Raw genomic sequence first — 14,988 nt, 5'->3', positions numbered from 1 at the left:
GCCGCTCCGTGTATCCGCCCCTGGTAATCGAGGCGGGATGGGACCAGCCTTAGACCAGTCCCGAAAGCGCCTTAGGCAGCCTTCTGCTTCTCGATGTAGTCAATCGCGTCCTTGACGGTGGCGATCTTCTCGGCTGCATCTTCCGGGATCTCGACGGAGAAAGCTTCTTCGAAAGCCATGACCAGCTCAACCGTGTCGAGGCTGTCTGCGCCCAGATCGTCAATGAAAGACGCTTCCGGCGTGACCTTGCTTTCTTCAACGCCGAGGTGCTCGACAACGATCTTCTTCACCTTGTCAGCGATATCGCTCATCTGTTTGTTCCTTCTGCCCGTTCAGGGCGTTACAAAAAACTCGTATTGCCGTCTGCCAGTCCGGGAACCCATCCGGGCTTCCAGCGCAGGCCACCTCTCCTTTCGGAAAGGCGTTGCCACCGGCCGAACCGGACATCGGCCTTCATCAGACCGGGCAAAGCAGCGCGCGATTAGCACGCTTTGACCTGAAACGCCAAGCGTCTCAGACCATGGCCATGCCACCGTTGACGTGCAGGGTCGTTCCCGTGACCCAAGCAGCCTCGTCAGAAGCCAGATACACCACTGCCGCGGCCACGTCATCCGGGTTTCCCATCCGACCGAGCGGAATGGAGCCAACCAGCTTTTCGCGGATACCCTCAGACAGCACATCCGTCATTGGCGTTTCAATGAAACCAGGAGCCACAACATTGACCGTCACACCACGCGGACCAGCTTCCTGAGCCAGAGACTTGCTCATACCAACGATGCCAGCCTTTGCGGCTGCATAGTTGGCCTGACCCGCATTTCCTGTCGTTCCAACAACAGACGCGATGGAAATGATGCGGCCAGCGCGGCGGCGCAGCATACCCTTAAGGGCAGCGCGGGCCAGACGGAACGGGCTTTCCAGATCCACCGTCATGACCTGCGACCAGTCACTGTCCTTCATGCGAATGGCGAGCGTATCGCGCGTCAGACCCGCATTGTTCACCAGAATGTCCAGCGGAGCCCCGGCCACTTCTTCAGCCTTAGCCACAAGACCATCAGCTTCAGACGCATCCGACAGGTTAGCAACCGCAATATGCGTACGCTCACCCAGGCTGTCTGCCAGTTCCTTCAGAGCCGCTTCACGTGTGCCGCTGAGAACAACCGTTGCGCCGAGCGCGTGAAGCTGACGGGCAATAGCTGCACCGATGCCACCGGATGCACCCGTGACGAGTGCGATCTTGCCAGAAAGAGAGAACATGGTTCGTTGTCCTTACAGAGCCTTGAGCAGGGCTTCGATTTCAGCAGGTGTGCCAGCATTGTCCGTGGCAAGATCAGGAGCAATACGACGCGCCAGACCGCAAAGCACCTTGCCAGCTCCCAGTTCATGCATGTTTGTCACGCCCATGGCCGCCATGGCCTGAACGCTTTCGCGCCAGCGGACCGTTCCCGTAACCTGCTTCACCAGAAGGTCGCGGATCGCATCAGTATCCGTGACCTTCGCAGCAGTCACATTGGCAATAACCGGGACGCTTGGCGCATTCAGTGTAGCCGTTGCAAGTGCTTCGGCCATTTCACGACCGGCAGGCGCCATCAGTGACGAATGAAACGGCGCGGAGACCGGAAGTTTCACAGCCCGCTTGATGCCACGCTCCTTGGCAAGGGCAATAGCGCGATCCACGGCATCCATGTGTCCAGACACAACAATCTGGCCACCGCCGTTATCATTGGCGATCTCAAGGATCTGCCCTTGGGCTGCATCTTCGCAGATGGACTGCGCCTGCTCAGCCTCAACTCCGAGAAGAGCTGCCATGCCGCCCTCACCTGCAGGAACAGCCCGCTGCATTGCCTGACCGCGCAGACGCAGCAGACGGGCACCTTCAGCAATACCGAGCGTGCCAGCGGCAGCAAGAGCAGAATATTCTCCAAGAGAATGACCCGCCAGCAAAGCGGCCTTGTCTGCCAGTTTGAAGCCACCTTCGGTTTCAAGGGCACAAACAGCAGCGAGCGATACGGCAAAAAGTGCCGGCTGCGTGTTCTCGGTCTTTGTCAGTTCGTCCGCTTCGCCGGAGAACATCAGCTTTGACAGATGCACTCCGAGGGCATCGTCAACTTCCTGAAAAACGGCGCGGGATGAAGCAAAGGCATCATGCAGGGCCTGCCCCATTCCGACTGACTGACTGCCCTGACCCGGAAAGACAAAAGCGTGAACCGACATGGATCCCCCTGCTGGCATGAAAAACAGGCTCAGGGTGATGCTGTTTCACACGCGATCTGTCAAATTCTGCGTTATCTGTCAGGTGTGAATGTCACGTATACCTCACCCGGAATTTTAACCCGTACCCGGCCAAAGGGCTTGCTGGAACGGAATACCGTATCCTCTGCATAGTCCTGCGGTCGAAGCAGAACAGTCATTGGCTCCCTACTCACGTTTGACGCCAACATCCGGACGGTGCCACTCGTCACCGCCTCAAAATTTGCTCCCGGAGCAATATCTATCTTGAGCCGATGAGCATCCGGCATGAACCAGGACAAGATCACACCCGTCAGATCACGAATGCACGCATTGACCTGACGCAGCCAGTGACGAGCCTCTATGCCGGTAAATGTCTGCGACGCAGGCAACGCGACCACCAGAGACAGCTCCGTTCTGACATTATGCCCAATGGCTTCTGTCTGAAGGACTGGCGGGTTCTCTGCCTTCAGGCGGTCTGTCAGCGGGAAATGCATGTCCCGGTCCTGGCCGAAGAACAAAGGGAGATCCCCATCCCGGCTATGAACCATAAGCCGCGCTTTTGAGGGGTAATCATGGTCAGGCAGCAACTCGCCTGTGAAATGAAGTGAAAGACCCTCTTTTGCCGCCTGCGGAAAGCGCTCAAACCGCTCATAGATGCGTGCGATGTCCTGATATGTCGCAACGCGCACGTCATGTCGGCCAGCGACAATGAGATGCTCCTCGGAGGCACCGTGCGCCTCGTGAAGCCCGACACAGGAAAGGAATGCGATGAAACATCCCGTCAGAAGACGATAGGTCATGAATTTACTTTACAACAAATGATGTCCTATTCAATTTTTTGCAGAACAATCAGAACCTGCGGCAGCCTTACCGGATTATCCAGATATTCGATCAGGCGAAACATCCCGCCCCAAGCCTTAAGAATATAGTTCCGTGGTATGATGGCCTCTCCATAATGCGCCTGAGGCTGAGGACGCTTTGCAGACGCTGCATGAAGAAAGCGTCCGGCTTCAAAATGTGAATTTGCCTGCGCTTCATCCACAAAACTGTTTGCACAGGCTTCATGCCATGGATGCTCCAGTTGCATTCCAGAAGCACGACGCAAGCGCTGCTCTGCACAAAATGACAGAAACCGCCGGCTCTGCGTTGTAAAAACAACCAACCCATCTGGCTTCAGAAGCCGATGAAACTCCCTCATCCAGTGGCCGGCCAGAAATTCATCCAGATGTGAAAATGTTGACCAGGACGTGATCAGATCCAGCGTACCGGGCACGAGCGGCAATGGGGGCACCAGCCCTGCCTGCAAGAAGGGAAGAAATGGATTGGCGCGCCGTGCCGCCATGAGAAAGCGGTCCGTATGCTCGACACTGACGAGGGACTGGGATCGCACATCTTTCATGAAAAGACGCGCCATCCGCCCCCACCCACATCCGAAATCAAGAACGGAAGTCTCAGGCCTCACAGGCCTTCCCGCGTAGGCGCAATACGCCTTTATTTCCCGATAAAAGACATGCGCCTCATGAATCGAAACTTCCCCATGATGCCCATGAATTTCACGCTGAAGATCATCCGGGGGGAACTCAGGCATCCGAACGCCCCGCACCTCGTGTCCGCCAAGGGACGAGACCAGAACATGCAGCCATTCTTCATCCGCAAGCCCGTGAAAGGCTTCAAAAACAGCATCCGTCCTGTCGGAGTGGGTCATTCTTCTACCGTTACGCCATGTCAGTAACGATTTATTAACGCACTTCCACCAACAAGAGAACCAAGCCACCTACGCATGAAAAATCCTGCCCCGCGCCTTTCAGATACACAGCAAGAAAGAGTTCTCACATAAACTGGATATGGCTCTTAAACCCCAAAAGAGCCGCATCCCGCAGATTGTATTGGGCATTCGGGTGAATGTAATATTCAAACAAAGGCGTAAAAATCACACCCTTCACAACGTGGATAGCGTAGTTGAACTCCATCACGACAGCATCCTGCTGAACACCTGTCGCATGATTGGGAAGTGATTGCCCTTTCCGGATCAGCGCAGCTTCACTTCGGCTCACACCGGATGCAATCTTGGTGTAGGTCAGCGAAAATCCGAGCGTATCATAGGGTCGAGACTTCAGAAATCCGCGGTTAATCAGTGCACCATAAACGAGATACCGGCGCAGGGATGTATGGGGATCATTGTAAATAAGCCCCGTCATCGCCGTCAGGCCTGAGCCCTTTGCCAGATAGTGCAGCAACTGCTGATCTAGCATGACCCAGGTTGACCAAGACGCGCTTCGCTTTTTATGCGCAAGTCCGCTCTCGGCATAAGAACCGTCATACAGATCGTAATAGTTGTCAGTCTGCGGCGTACTGAAGAGCTGGGCACCGAATTTGTAATGGCCCGGCAACGTGCCATGCCCGAAAACCGGTTCCCAGGCTGTTTCAATCGGTGCCGCATACCCGATGATATTGGCCCCATTGAATTTGAATCCGGTCCGATGCTGATAGACCTGATAAATCCCGTTTTCGATCGGATACACCCCCGTCTGGACATAGACAGACCGCACCGGCCGTCCTCGAACCCGAAATCCCCAGGTCGCAGCAGGATAGCCAGCGTCAAAATTCGTGTCCGTAATCCCTTTAGGACGACCGCAGAAACTACCGTTCTGGAAATTGCAGAACAAAGGGCTCGCCGCAAAATCTGAAATTTCTGACATACGGCCAGCGGCGATCGCCAGACGCCCACCGTAAAGCGTTTCTTCCCCGTACATATAGACCAAATGCACGACAACATTYCCGCCACCGCCATAATCTTCGGAAGCATGATTGAGCCAGTCACCAAACATGCGATTGGCCGTCGTACCGTATCGCCCCACCGTAATCATGTGCGTCGCAAAACCACGCAGACCAGCAAGCTTTTCCCAGTCAACATCAAGCTGCATGGCATACTGGCCCGCATTGCTCGCGCCCTGCTTGTAGTTTTCAAACCCCGGCGTTGTTCCGCGCGTCGGCTTCGTTATCGCTCCGGCAAATTCATTTGTATTATCGACGAGGAAATTGATGCCACGCTTACGCAGCCAGTCTGACAAAGGATTGGAGACGATAGCCTCAGGATGGGAAAATGCTGGAACGGTTGTTTCACGCGATGCGTGCACAGGAAGAGGCGTTGAAACCAACTGACTTGGCGCAGATCCAATATCGCGGTCCATGACCTGAGCAAAAGCAGGCAGCGATACGAAAATACTGAAAAACCACACGAACCATGAGCTTCTCAGAGCATAACCCAGCACACGAAGATGCAAATCTGGCGCCCCTATTTGAACAGGAATAATGTTACATCACGACCTCTGAAACGAATTGCGCCCGATCCAGAGTGAGCATGCAAAATCCCTACGCGACGGAGCATTGTAGCGTAATTAACATTTTAGAATTTCTCGTAAATTTGATTAATAATTCACAAATATAAAATAATTAAAATATTTTTTATTATTCGCTTTAAAGTAAAAATACTTGTGTAAGTGAAGTAAATATTATATTAATATTCAAATATCTACAAAATCGTTAATTTAGAAAATTAGTTATGTAATATTTCTTTCACATGAAACACGTTTGCGTGCCTATTTTCGAAAACATGTCTTTTTTTGTGGAAAATCAAAGCCTGAAAGCAGAAGACGTTTACTATTCGTGCGAACCACATTTCGTGGCGCATGAAGAGAGAGGAAATTTCTGCATGTCTCTTTCTGGTAAAATTGCCGCTGTAACCGGGGCGGCTCAAGGTATCGGCAAGGCCATCGCTCTTCGTCTGGCGCGCGAAGGAGCTGACATCATTCTATTGGATGTCAAACAGGAAACCGTTCAGCAAGCCGCCAAGGAAGTTGAGGCTCTTGGTCGGCGTGCTATCGCTCTAACGGCTGACATCAGCAATCGCGATGAATTTCAGAAGACCCTGAAAGAAGCCTCCAGCCAGCTTGGCGGCCTCGATATCATGGTCAATAACGCCGGCATCTGTCAGGTGAAGCCTCTTCTGGACGTCACCCAGGAAGAAGTTGAGAAGATTTACCGCATTAATGTTCAGGGCGTGATCTGGGGTATCCAGGCTGCGGCCAACATTTTCAAAGAGACCGGCAAGAAGGGCAAGATCATCAATGCCTGCTCCATCGCTGGCCATGAAGGCTTTCCCCTTCTCGGGATCTATTCTTCCACAAAGTTCGCAGTTCGCGCACTGACGCAGTCGGCCGCCAAAGAACTGGCCGCCTTCGGTATCACCGTGAACTCCTACTGCCCGGGCATCGTCGGAACGGATATGTGGGTCGAGATCGACAAGCGCATGTCTGAGATTACCGGCGCTGAGCTGGGCGCAACGTACAAGAAGTATGTTGAAGGCATTGCGCTCGGACGGGTCGAAACAGCGGACGACGTTGCTGGCTTCGTCGCATTCCTGTCGGGCAAAGATTCCGATTACATTACTGGCCAGTCCATCCTGATCGATGGCGGCCTCGTCTACCGCTAAGGCTGTAGATACAAAAAAGGGCCGGAGAAATCCGGCCCTTTTTTGAAATCCTCAGGCATCCCGCGGAATAAGACGTCCACGCTGCCATGCTTCCGCAGCATCATCAGGGTCCTGCCCTTCAACGCCGATGTTATAATCCAGCGCACTCATGACCTTGTTGCCGAGCATCATCTCGGACAATTCGTCAAGAAGATCCGTGTCTGCCTTGCGGGCTACATCTTCCCGCAGCACCATGCGCGCAGACATTTCCCCGCCGAGCAGCTTGTCAGGGTCCTCAACCAGCGTCAGCAACGCGGTGTGGAACACCGCATGTGGCTGAGTGGCGACCACAAGCGGAGATTCGCCGTCTGCCTGCGCCTTTTCCAAACGACCGATCAGAGCGGCCTCCCCCACAACTTCAAGCGGCAGGGAAGAAAGGGCTGGAAGCTGCTTGAGTGCTTTTTCAAGAATTTCGCGGCTGTCCTCCGCAACGATCACCCGATCCACTTCGGCTGATGTCAGCGCATTGACAGGACCGAGCGCACGGAGCGCAGCAAACGAAATCTGCGGCTGATACAGATCCCCGATGACACGAAAGCCAGGCCCAGCGAATTTTTCATCGCGCGGGAACCAGGCAGAGACCAGAAGATCGACTTCGCCCTGCTCCATGGCTTCCGCCACATCTTCAGGGTCGAGGTCCACAAACTCGACGTCCACCTCATGCGCTTCGAGAACACGGGCGACCGCACTGGCACACCCGGCATGAAGCGAGGTGTACAGATGGCCGATCGTCATTTGCGTCATGAGGCAGTCCGTCAGTCAGAAAATTGAAACGTGAGACCGTGGATAAGCCTCACGCTTCATTTTGTCACGACCCTTACCAGATCTTTACGCGCTGATCCGGGGCCAGATAGAGCTGGTCGCCCTCTTTTACGCCGAATGCATCGTACCAAGCGTCAATATTGTGCGCTGGCATGTTCACACGCGTTACGGCCGGGGCATGCTCGTTCGAAAGCATCTGCTGGCGCAGCGCATCCGGACGATCCTTCTCACGCCACACCTGTGCCCAGCCCAGGAACACGCGCTGATCGCCTGTCAGGCCATGAACGGTTGTCTGCGGCTTGCCATGCAGGGAGTCATGATAAGCCTGCAGACCGAGGTTCAACCCGCCGGAATCCGCAATATTCTCGCCCATGGTCATTTTGCCGTTCACGTGCGTGCCCGGCAGAGGCTCCTGCGCGTCATATTGTGCACCAAGACGATCGGCCAGCTTCTGGAAGGCATCCGAAGATGCTTTGGTCCACCAGTCATTCAGGCGGCCATGTTCATCATAATGACGGCCCTGGTCGTCAAAGCCATGGCTCATCTCATGACCGATCACGCCACCAATGGCACCGTAATTCACAGCCATATCGCCCTTCGGATCGAAGAACGGCGGCTGAAGGATGGCAGCCGGGAAAACGATCTCGTTCATCGTCGGATCGTTGTAGGCGTTCACAGTCTGCGGCGTCATGCCCCACTCGTCACGATCCACCGGCTTGTCGAGCTTGTTCAGCTCATGCTGCCAGTTAAACGCGGCGCCACGCACAGCATTGCCATACACGTCGCCCTTGCGAACTACGAGGTTGCTGTAGTCCCACCACTTTTTAGGATAGCCAACCTGAATAGCGAAGTGATCCAGCTTGTTCAGAGCAGCCTTACGGGTCTGCTCGTCCATCCATGTGTTGTGCTCAAGCCGATCATGGAAGGAGGACTTCACCTTCTGCACCAGCTCTGTAATCTGAGCCTGTGCTGACGGCGGGAAATAACGGGCAACGTAGATCTTGCCCAGAGCCCAGCCCATGGCGCCATTGGTCACGCGCGTCGCACGCTTCCAACGCGGAGACTGCTGCGCCACGCCCGACAGGGTGCGACTGTTGAAGTCAAAGGACGCGTCAGAAAAATCATGAGACAGATAGGCTGCAGCATTATCTGCCAGATGGAAGGCTAGCCAGGCCTGAAGTACGCTGTAATCAGCCTTCTTCAGAACGCGGGACATGGCTGCGATGCCATCCGGCTCACGCACATCCACCTTGCGATCGGCAATATTTTCGGCCGGAAGCCCTGCAGTCGTCAGGAACGTGACCCAGTCAAAGTCTGGAGCGATCTTTTGCAGCTGCGTGACCGTCATCGGGTTGTAGAGCTTGAGCGGATCACGCGTCTGATCGCGGGGGATCTCAACCTTGGCAAGCGCCGTTTCAAGATCGACGACAGCTTGCGCGTTCTTGGCTGGATCAGCCCAGCCCACAAGCGTCAGCATCTTCGCGACGTAAGCCTGATAGGCCTTTTTCTTGTCGGCAAGCTTCGGGTCTGTGTAGTAGCTGATATCGGGCAGGCCCAGGCCACCGCTGACGCCAATGCTCATGCCCTGATCAAGCATGAGCATATAATGTTCCGGATCTTTCTGATCTTGCTCGACGCCAATCTGGAACGTCGAGAACGCCATGGAATTCAGGGACGTACCAAACGCTTCGGCCAGGCTCTTGGCATCACTGACCTTGCGGATATTCTCCAGATCCACAGCAAGCGGCTTGGCTCCCAGAGCATCAACGGCCTTCTGGTCCAGATAGCTGGCGTAGAAAGTGCCGATCTTGCCCATGTCGTCAGACGGCTCGGCAGAAACGTGCTTCTGTGCTTCGCTCAGGATCGCCTTCTGGCGCTCCATGGACAGTTCGTACAGAATACGGAACGGCCCATAGCTGCTCATATCGCCTGGAATTTTCAGGTTCTTGAGGTACGTGCCGTTGGCATATTCGAAGAAATTGTCGCCCGGCTTAACGCTATGGTTCATGCCGGCTTCATCAAAGCCCCAGCCTGAATTGTAACCGGCGGCCTGTGCACTTGCGGCTGTAAGGCCCATAGCCAGCGCAAGTACACTCGCACCTTGCGTCAGGTGGCGTTTAACAGAAACTGTAGTCTTCACATTATGCCTCATGTTCTGGCGATCGCCGTAGCATGAGGCATAAAAGATCATTTCGTCAAAAGGCCATCCATACAAACGGAGACTTTTTGTTACTTCCCGCTTTTGCGGGTTGTCTTGCGTGCTTTGTCAGCGGGTGCGGAGACAGCCAGCACGTCATAATCAAAGACCATAACCTTATCGAGATATGGCCCGGCAAATTCCTTGAAGGCCTCATGGGCAGGGTCAAAGAACGCCGGATCTGTCACGACGGGCTTGCCAACATAGTAGTTCCGGTCCCCTTCAGAGCGGAACGTTACGAAGAACGCCTGCTGCAGGCCGCCCTCTACACCTTCGCCACTATTCTGGAACCCGGTCTCAATGCTCACCACAACGGGGCGGCCGTCCGGGCGGCGGCTGTCTTGTGCAAGATGCAGAAAACGGCCGGACACTTCTGCACGCTGTGCCGTCGTGGCGTCCTTCTTGTACCGGAACATCACCATGTGCCGCACGGTGCCAACATGCCAGTCCGCCGCTGTAAACTGCGCGTATCCGACCTGTCGGGCAAGCTGCTGGGAGGCCACCGTTGCGGCTGCCGGTGTGTCGCTTGTCACCGGGCCTGATGTCGCGATCGGCAACGAGTACGGATCTGCTTTGGCTGAGAAGCCCTGCGACAGCCCTGCGATGGACAGAAGGGCAGCTGCTCCCCAGATAAAGCGACGGGACAGAAGTGGTCGAACGTCCATTCTCAAGCTCCAGTTACAAGACAGAAAATGCAGCCCTTCATGGCACGAAATTGCCTCTTCCGTCTTGTGAATTTCCGTAAGTCTGACGAACCGTCAGGCCGCAATCTGGCGCTGAAACGATTTGCGACGCCACTGGATCAGTCGATACACCCCATTCGCTGCCAGCTTCTGCCAACGGGAATGCGGGGTGAAGCCGATTGTCTTGAAGATCATCGCCGTCACACGATCAATGTGCTTCTGCTGGTAGAATCCCATGGCTTTGGACATGTAAGCCGCAATGCAGCGCTTGTGATCATAGGGCATGTCCGGGGATTCATTGGTCGTGTGATAGGCGGACGCCAACTCATCGTCCTCACTCTCGGTTACACGCCCAAGAGCAATGCGCGTCCGTGCCCAGACACTGAGCTTCTCGCGCTTCAGATAGCGATGCATGTGATCATAGAAGAGTTTGAAATGCCGGTATTCGTCGGCGGCAATCTGCTTGCAGATAGCTTTCAGCAGGGGCTCATCTGTCGCATCCGCCAGCGCCGTGTAAAAAGACGACGTTCCCGTCTCGACCATACAACGCGCGATCAGTTCACCCGTGCGGGACCCGCGGATAGACGCATCGACGTCTGCATCAATCTTGTAACTTGCGCGATAGCGCTCAAACGCCTCTTCATAGTCCCAGCTCGGATCTGCCAGCATGGCCCAGCGGCCCAGAGCATCTCCGTGCTGAACTTCTTCCACTGCCCAGTTGGCTGTTGCTGCGCTGAAATCCGGGTCTCCCACAAAGACGTGTCTCAGATATTCAGCGTAGTCCAAGCCATTCTTTTCAACGACTGAAGCAGACTTCACCAGAGGAATGATATCCGGGTCCACGCGGGATGGATCAAAGGAATCCCAGTCCATCTGCTCGATACGCCAGTGTTTCATCGCTTTGCCTCGTCCGTTTTCCGGCTCATAATCATGACGATGAGATGACACGCCGGGGCCATTTTGGGTAGGTGTGACGCAACAACGTTGGAGAAAGCCCCGTGACGGCTCAGAAAATGACACAGCCAGACGTCCGCCACGACTGGACGCGCGCTGAGGTTGAAGCGCTGATCAACCTCCCCTTCCCGGACCTGATGTTCCGCGCCCAGGAACTGCACCGTCGTTATTTCGACCCCACAAAAGTGCAGATTTCCACGCTTCTTTCGATCAAGACAGGCGGTTGCCCCGAAGACTGCGCCTACTGTCCGCAGAGCGCCCGACACGAAAAAAGCGTGAAGGCCGAGCGTCTGATGGCCGTCGAAAAGGTGATGACCGAGGCGCGTGCAGCAAAGGCAGCAGGCGCAGGCCGATTCTGCATGGGTGCTGCCTGGCGCTCCCCGAAGGACCACGATCTCGACTCCGTCTGTGAGATGATCGAGGGCGTTAAATCCCTTGGTCTCGAAACATGCGTCACGCTGGGAATGCTGGACTCCGTACAGTCTCAGCGCCTGAAGGATGCCGGGCTGGATTATTACAACCACAACCTCGACACCTCTGAGGAATTCTACGGCTCCATCATCTCCACCCGCACGTATCAGGAGCGGCTCGATACGCTGTCAAACGTGCGTGATGCCGGCATTAATGTCTGCTGTGGCGGAATCGTGGGTATGGGCGAAGATCTGTCCGACCGCGCCGGCCTGCTGATGACACTCGCCAACCTGCCGAAGCATCCCGAGAGCGTACCCATCAATCTGCTCGTTCGCGTTGAAGGCACACCGTTAGGCGAAGCTGAAGCGGTCGATCCGATCACATTCGTTCGCATCATCGCTACAGCCCGCATCATGATGCCGGAAAGCCATGTGCGTCTGGCGGCAGGGCGTGAAAACATGACCGATGAGGCACATGCTCTGTGCTTCCTCGCAGGTGCCAACTCCATCTTCTGTGGTGAAAAGCTCCTCACCACGCCAAACCCTGCTGAGCACCGTGACCGTCAGCTTCTGTCCGCTCTGGGCATGACGCCAATGGTTCAGTCTGAAGCAGAAACGGGAACGCTACGTCCTGCCGTTCCAGACGTTGCTGCCTACGAAGCGGCTCTGTCCTAACCGACAAGGGCGAGGCATGCTGTTTGCGGTGCCTCGCCCCATACATTGCTGATTAAGCTTTTAGACGCGCCGCAATATCAGCCACACGACGGCCATAGCGCTCAGCCGTCAGCAGATCTCCCTTCTGAACGCCATCGACACCCGCATTTGCTGGAGCGCGCGCCAGAAGACCGACTGAGCCACCCAGATTGTTCGGATCGTCGCCCGTTGCCTCAAGAGTGTTGGACGGCGGAATTCCCAAACTCACCCAGATGCCACCATGCTGGGATGCAAGTGTTTGCAGCGTAATCAACGTCACCTGCTTGTCCCCGTTCGGACTGGCGGAGTTCGTGAAACCACCGAACACCTTGTCCTGCCAGCCTCGCGTGAACCAAATTTTGGACGTGGCATCTGCAAATTTCTTAAACTGCCAACTCACATTCCCCATGTAGGTTGGCGTTCCAAAGATGATGGCATCCGCGTCATCCAATGCGGCCCACTCTGCCTCGGTAATTTCACCATCCGCGCTAATTGCCACGAGTTGAGCCTCAGCTCCCTGCGCCACATGCTCCGCCACCACTTTGGTGTGCCCATACCCTGAGTGATAGACGACCAAGACTTTAGACATCGTTCCTGTCCTTCGAACCAAGAGATCAAACATACAATGTGATACGTGGTATCCATTGGAAACCAACACCCTTTCTGGTATTATGTTGGAAAATTCGGGGCAAGAAGGCACTTTCAAGACACATGGTAACCTCGCAGAAACCAGACACGCCGGCACGAAACCTCTGTTTCAACGTCTATGCGAAAGAGTGTCCGACCCGCATGGTGCTGGACAGGCTCGGTGACAAATGGGCCCTTCTCGTGCTGGACCGCCTTCAGAATGACGTTGTGCGCTTCAATGCCCTCAAGCGGGACATCAATGGGATTTCACAGAAGATCCTGTCTCAGGTGCTGAAAAATCTTGAACGCGACGGGCTTATTTTAAGGCAAGCTTATCCAACCGTGCCCGTCACTGTTGAATATAGCCTCAAACCTCTTGGAGAGACCCTGATCCAGGCTGTTTCGAGCCTCACGCACTGGGCTGAAACCCATATGGCTGACATTCAGGACTCTCAACGTCTTTACGATGAAGCAAAAAACAGCGCGCTCTGACGTTTTGGACCTTTCATAAAGCCATTTTTCAACTTTTCCCTTGGCCTCGTAGCCGTTCTTTCCTAAACCCTCGCCCTTCGCGAATTCGGGACGGGACCAGCCAAAATGACGACGCAACCTCTTAAAGCGCCAAAAATTCGCGTCGGCATCGACTTTGGAACGACCAATAGTGTCGTCGTCATCGCAGATGAACAGGGCAACACGCAGCCTGCCATCTTCAACTTCATTGACAGCCCGTCTTCCGAAACCTGCCGCACCCTGCTTTGTCTCTGGATGGATCAGGAGGGCAATCGACGCGTTCTTCAGGACGCTATTGGGCTTGATGCCATCGAGGCCTATCTGGATGATCCGGCAGAAAGCCGCCTCATCATGTCCATGAAGACCTATCTGGCTCAAGGCTCGTTCCGCGAAACACGTGTTTTTGCCTCGACCATGACGCTTCAGAACCTGATCGCCCGGTTCCTGCGCTCCCTGATGGACAAAGCCGGCATTACACCAGAGCAGGTCAGCACAACGATCGGCCGGCCCGTGCGCTTTGCGGGTGAACTGGCCGATGACGATCTGGGTGTGAAGCGCCTGAAGGAAAGCTTTGTCGAGGCAGGTTTTACTGAGCCGAACGTCGTGCTTGAGCCCGAAGGGGCTGGCTGGCGCTTCATGCAGCGACTGGATGCACCAGCAACTGTGCTGGTAGGAGACTTTGGCGGCGGCACAAGCGATTTCTCTGTCATGCGCTTTGACCCCCATGGCACACCGCGCACCGTCACGCTGGGTCACTCCGGTGTCGGGATTGCAGGAGACCAGTTCGACTTCCGTATTATCGACAATGTCGTCGCGCCAGCACTTGGTCGGGACACGACGTATCGGGTGATGGGTGGGCAGCCTCTTCCCGTCCCTATTGAATGGTATGCGAGCCTCGGGCGCTGGCATCGCCTGTCCCTGATGCGGACCCCTCAAACCCTTCGCAGCATTGCAGACGTCGCAAAGACGGCCTCCGATCCGCAGAAGCTGCGAAATCTGCTGCGTCTGATTGAAGATCAGGAAGGCCAGAACCTGTATCGGGCGATTGGTCAGGCCAAAAGCGATCTCTCACGGCACGACAGCACGGTCCTGAAGTTCAGCCACCGGGACCTGAAAATCGAGCAGACCATCACGCGCGCAGATTTTGAAAGCTGGATCAAACCCGATCTGGAAAAACTCGCAGCCGCCATCGACGATGCCCTGAACGTTACAGGCCTCGGCATTGACGATATCGATCACGTCTTCCTCACCGGCGGCACGTCTTTCGTTCCGGCTGTCCGAAAGTTGTTCACGGATCGCTTTGGTGAAAGCCGGGTCGATGGCGGATCAGAATTCGTCTCTGTCGCTGAAGGTCTAGCCCTGATCGAAGTGGAAGCAAGAGCCTCGGCCTGA

Annotated in this window: 15 protein-coding genes; 4 read left to right on the top strand and 11 right to left on the bottom strand. The window is 55.2% G+C overall.

Translation table 11 applies throughout. The features are described from left to right. Positions 1-71: 71 nt before the first annotated feature. The 6 genes from KP707_RS03605 to KP707_RS03580 form a co-directional block, all read right to left on the bottom strand. Entirely contained in the window at positions 72-311 is a 240-nt protein-coding gene (locus tag KP707_RS03605) for an acyl carrier protein (RefSeq protein ID WP_007282219.1), read from the bottom strand. 202 nt (positions 312-513) lie between these two features. Further along, positions 514-1,254, bottom strand: coding sequence for a 3-oxoacyl-[acyl-carrier-protein] reductase (gene fabG / locus KP707_RS03600; RefSeq protein ID WP_046899539.1), 741 nt, complete (start codon positions 1,252-1,254; stop codon positions 514-516). 12 nt (positions 1,255-1,266) lie between these two features. After that, positions 1,267-2,211: an ACP S-malonyltransferase gene (fabD, locus tag KP707_RS03595; RefSeq protein WP_211502152.1), complete on the bottom strand. Its 945-nt coding sequence runs from the start codon at positions 2,209-2,211 to the stop codon at positions 1,267-1,269. Between the two features lie 71 nt (positions 2,212-2,282). Next, the gene (locus tag KP707_RS03590; RefSeq protein WP_215751544.1) at positions 2,283-3,029 is read right to left on the bottom strand and encodes a DUF2987 domain-containing protein; all 747 of its coding nucleotides are present in this window, start codon (positions 3,027-3,029) and stop codon (positions 2,283-2,285) included. 26 nt (positions 3,030-3,055) lie between these two features. Next, complete coding sequence (locus KP707_RS03585) at positions 3,056-3,934, bottom strand: bifunctional 2-polyprenyl-6-hydroxyphenol methylase/3-demethylubiquinol 3-O-methyltransferase UbiG (RefSeq protein WP_064274087.1); 879 nt, start codon at positions 3,932-3,934, stop codon at positions 3,056-3,058. A gap of 124 nt (positions 3,935-4,058) precedes the next feature. Continuing rightward, complete coding sequence (locus KP707_RS03580) at positions 4,059-5,486, bottom strand: carbohydrate porin (RefSeq protein WP_373687772.1); 1,428 nt, start codon at positions 5,484-5,486, stop codon at positions 4,059-4,061. Between the two features lie 455 nt (positions 5,487-5,941). Here KP707_RS03580 and KP707_RS03575 point away from each other — a divergent pair, with 455 nt between their 5' ends. Continuing rightward, on the top strand, positions 5,942-6,721 hold the full coding sequence (locus tag KP707_RS03575; RefSeq protein WP_211502149.1) for an acetoin reductase: 780 nt from the start codon (positions 5,942-5,944) through the stop codon (positions 6,719-6,721). A 51-nt stretch (positions 6,722-6,772) separates the two neighbouring features. Here the strand turns inward: KP707_RS03575 and KP707_RS03570 are convergent, their stop codons facing one another. From KP707_RS03570 to KP707_RS03555, 4 genes are all read right to left on the bottom strand, one after another. Further along, positions 6,773-7,504 carry a glycine betaine ABC transporter substrate-binding protein gene (locus KP707_RS03570; protein WP_064274085.1) on the bottom strand — a complete coding sequence of 244 codons (732 nt, stop codon included), beginning with the start codon at positions 7,502-7,504 and terminating at the stop codon, positions 6,773-6,775. 73 nt (positions 7,505-7,577) lie between these two features. Further along, positions 7,578-9,737 carry a M13 family metallopeptidase gene (locus tag KP707_RS03565; RefSeq protein ID WP_211502148.1) on the bottom strand — a complete coding sequence of 720 codons (2,160 nt, stop codon included), beginning with the start codon at positions 9,735-9,737 and terminating at the stop codon, positions 7,578-7,580. A gap of 14 nt (positions 9,738-9,751) precedes the next feature. Further along, complete coding sequence (locus KP707_RS03560) at positions 9,752-10,384, bottom strand: Dabb family protein (RefSeq protein WP_211502147.1); 633 nt, start codon at positions 10,382-10,384, stop codon at positions 9,752-9,754. Positions 10,385-10,477: 93 nt separating this feature from the next. Continuing rightward, positions 10,478-11,299, bottom strand: coding sequence for an acyl-ACP desaturase (locus KP707_RS03555; RefSeq protein WP_046899547.1), 822 nt, complete (start codon positions 11,297-11,299; stop codon positions 10,478-10,480). A 116-nt stretch (positions 11,300-11,415) separates the two neighbouring features. Between KP707_RS03555 and bioB the strand changes: the two genes are divergently transcribed. Then, positions 11,416-12,441 carry a biotin synthase BioB gene (bioB, locus tag KP707_RS03550; RefSeq protein WP_211502243.1) on the top strand — a complete coding sequence of 342 codons (1,026 nt, stop codon included), beginning with the start codon at positions 11,416-11,418 and terminating at the stop codon, positions 12,439-12,441. Between the two features lie 52 nt (positions 12,442-12,493). Here bioB and KP707_RS03545 read toward each other — a convergent pair whose 3' ends face one another. Then, the gene (locus KP707_RS03545) at positions 12,494-13,048 is read right to left on the bottom strand and encodes a flavodoxin family protein (protein ID WP_211502146.1); all 555 of its coding nucleotides are present in this window, start codon (positions 13,046-13,048) and stop codon (positions 12,494-12,496) included. A gap of 122 nt (positions 13,049-13,170) precedes the next feature. Between KP707_RS03545 and KP707_RS03540 the strand changes: the two genes are divergently transcribed. Beyond that, positions 13,171-13,578 (top strand): helix-turn-helix domain-containing protein, encoded by a 408-nt coding sequence (locus KP707_RS03540; RefSeq protein WP_086634094.1) that lies wholly within the window; start codon positions 13,171-13,173, stop codon positions 13,576-13,578. A 105-nt stretch (positions 13,579-13,683) separates the two neighbouring features. Beyond that, positions 13,684-14,988 (top strand): Hsp70 family protein, encoded by a 1,305-nt coding sequence (locus KP707_RS03535; RefSeq protein ID WP_099210214.1) that lies wholly within the window; start codon positions 13,684-13,686, stop codon positions 14,986-14,988.

It is taken from the genome of Gluconobacter sp. P5E10 (assembly GCF_018812145.1).
In the GTDB taxonomy this organism is placed as follows: Bacteria; Pseudomonadota; Alphaproteobacteria; order Acetobacterales; family Acetobacteraceae; genus Gluconobacter; species Gluconobacter cerinus.
Note: the sequence above shows the minus strand (reverse complement) of the source record. Positions and strands in the feature narration are given on the sequence as shown.

What these genes read in the sequence shown, in the direction of transcription:
- KP707_RS03590 (WP_215751544.1), bottom strand. Translation starts at nt 3,029, where the DNA reads ATGACCTATCGTCTTCTGACGGGATGTTTCATCGCATTCCTTTCCTGT.
- KP707_RS03605 (WP_007282219.1), bottom strand. Translation starts at nt 311, where the DNA reads ATGAGCGATATCGCTGACAAGGTGAAGAAGATCGTTGTCGAGCACCTC.
- KP707_RS03540 (WP_086634094.1), top strand. Translation starts at nt 13,171, where the DNA reads ATGGTAACCTCGCAGAAACCAGACACGCCGGCACGAAACCTCTGTTTC.
- KP707_RS03570 (WP_064274085.1), bottom strand. Translation starts at nt 7,504, where the DNA reads ATGACGCAAATGACGATCGGCCATCTGTACACCTCGCTTCATGCCGGG.
- KP707_RS03575 (WP_211502149.1), top strand. Translation starts at nt 5,942, where the DNA reads ATGTCTCTTTCTGGTAAAATTGCCGCTGTAACCGGGGCGGCTCAAGGT.
- bioB (WP_211502243.1), top strand. Translation starts at nt 11,416, where the DNA reads ATGACACAGCCAGACGTCCGCCACGACTGGACGCGCGCTGAGGTTGAA.
- fabD (WP_211502152.1), bottom strand. Translation starts at nt 2,211, where the DNA reads ATGTCGGTTCACGCTTTTGTCTTTCCGGGTCAGGGCAGTCAGTCAGTC.
- KP707_RS03535 (WP_099210214.1), top strand. Translation starts at nt 13,684, where the DNA reads ATGACGACGCAACCTCTTAAAGCGCCAAAAATTCGCGTCGGCATCGAC.
- fabG (WP_046899539.1), bottom strand. Translation starts at nt 1,254, where the DNA reads ATGTTCTCTCTTTCTGGCAAGATCGCACTCGTCACGGGTGCATCCGGT.
- KP707_RS03585 (WP_064274087.1), bottom strand. Translation starts at nt 3,934, where the DNA reads ATGACCCACTCCGACAGGACGGATGCTGTTTTTGAAGCCTTTCACGGG.
- KP707_RS03555 (WP_046899547.1), bottom strand. Translation starts at nt 11,299, where the DNA reads ATGAAACACTGGCGTATCGAGCAGATGGACTGGGATTCCTTTGATCCA.
- KP707_RS03560 (WP_211502147.1), bottom strand. Translation starts at nt 10,384, where the DNA reads ATGGACGTTCGACCACTTCTGTCCCGTCGCTTTATCTGGGGAGCAGCT.
- KP707_RS03545 (WP_211502146.1), bottom strand. Translation starts at nt 13,048, where the DNA reads ATGTCTAAAGTCTTGGTCGTCTATCACTCAGGGTATGGGCACACCAAA.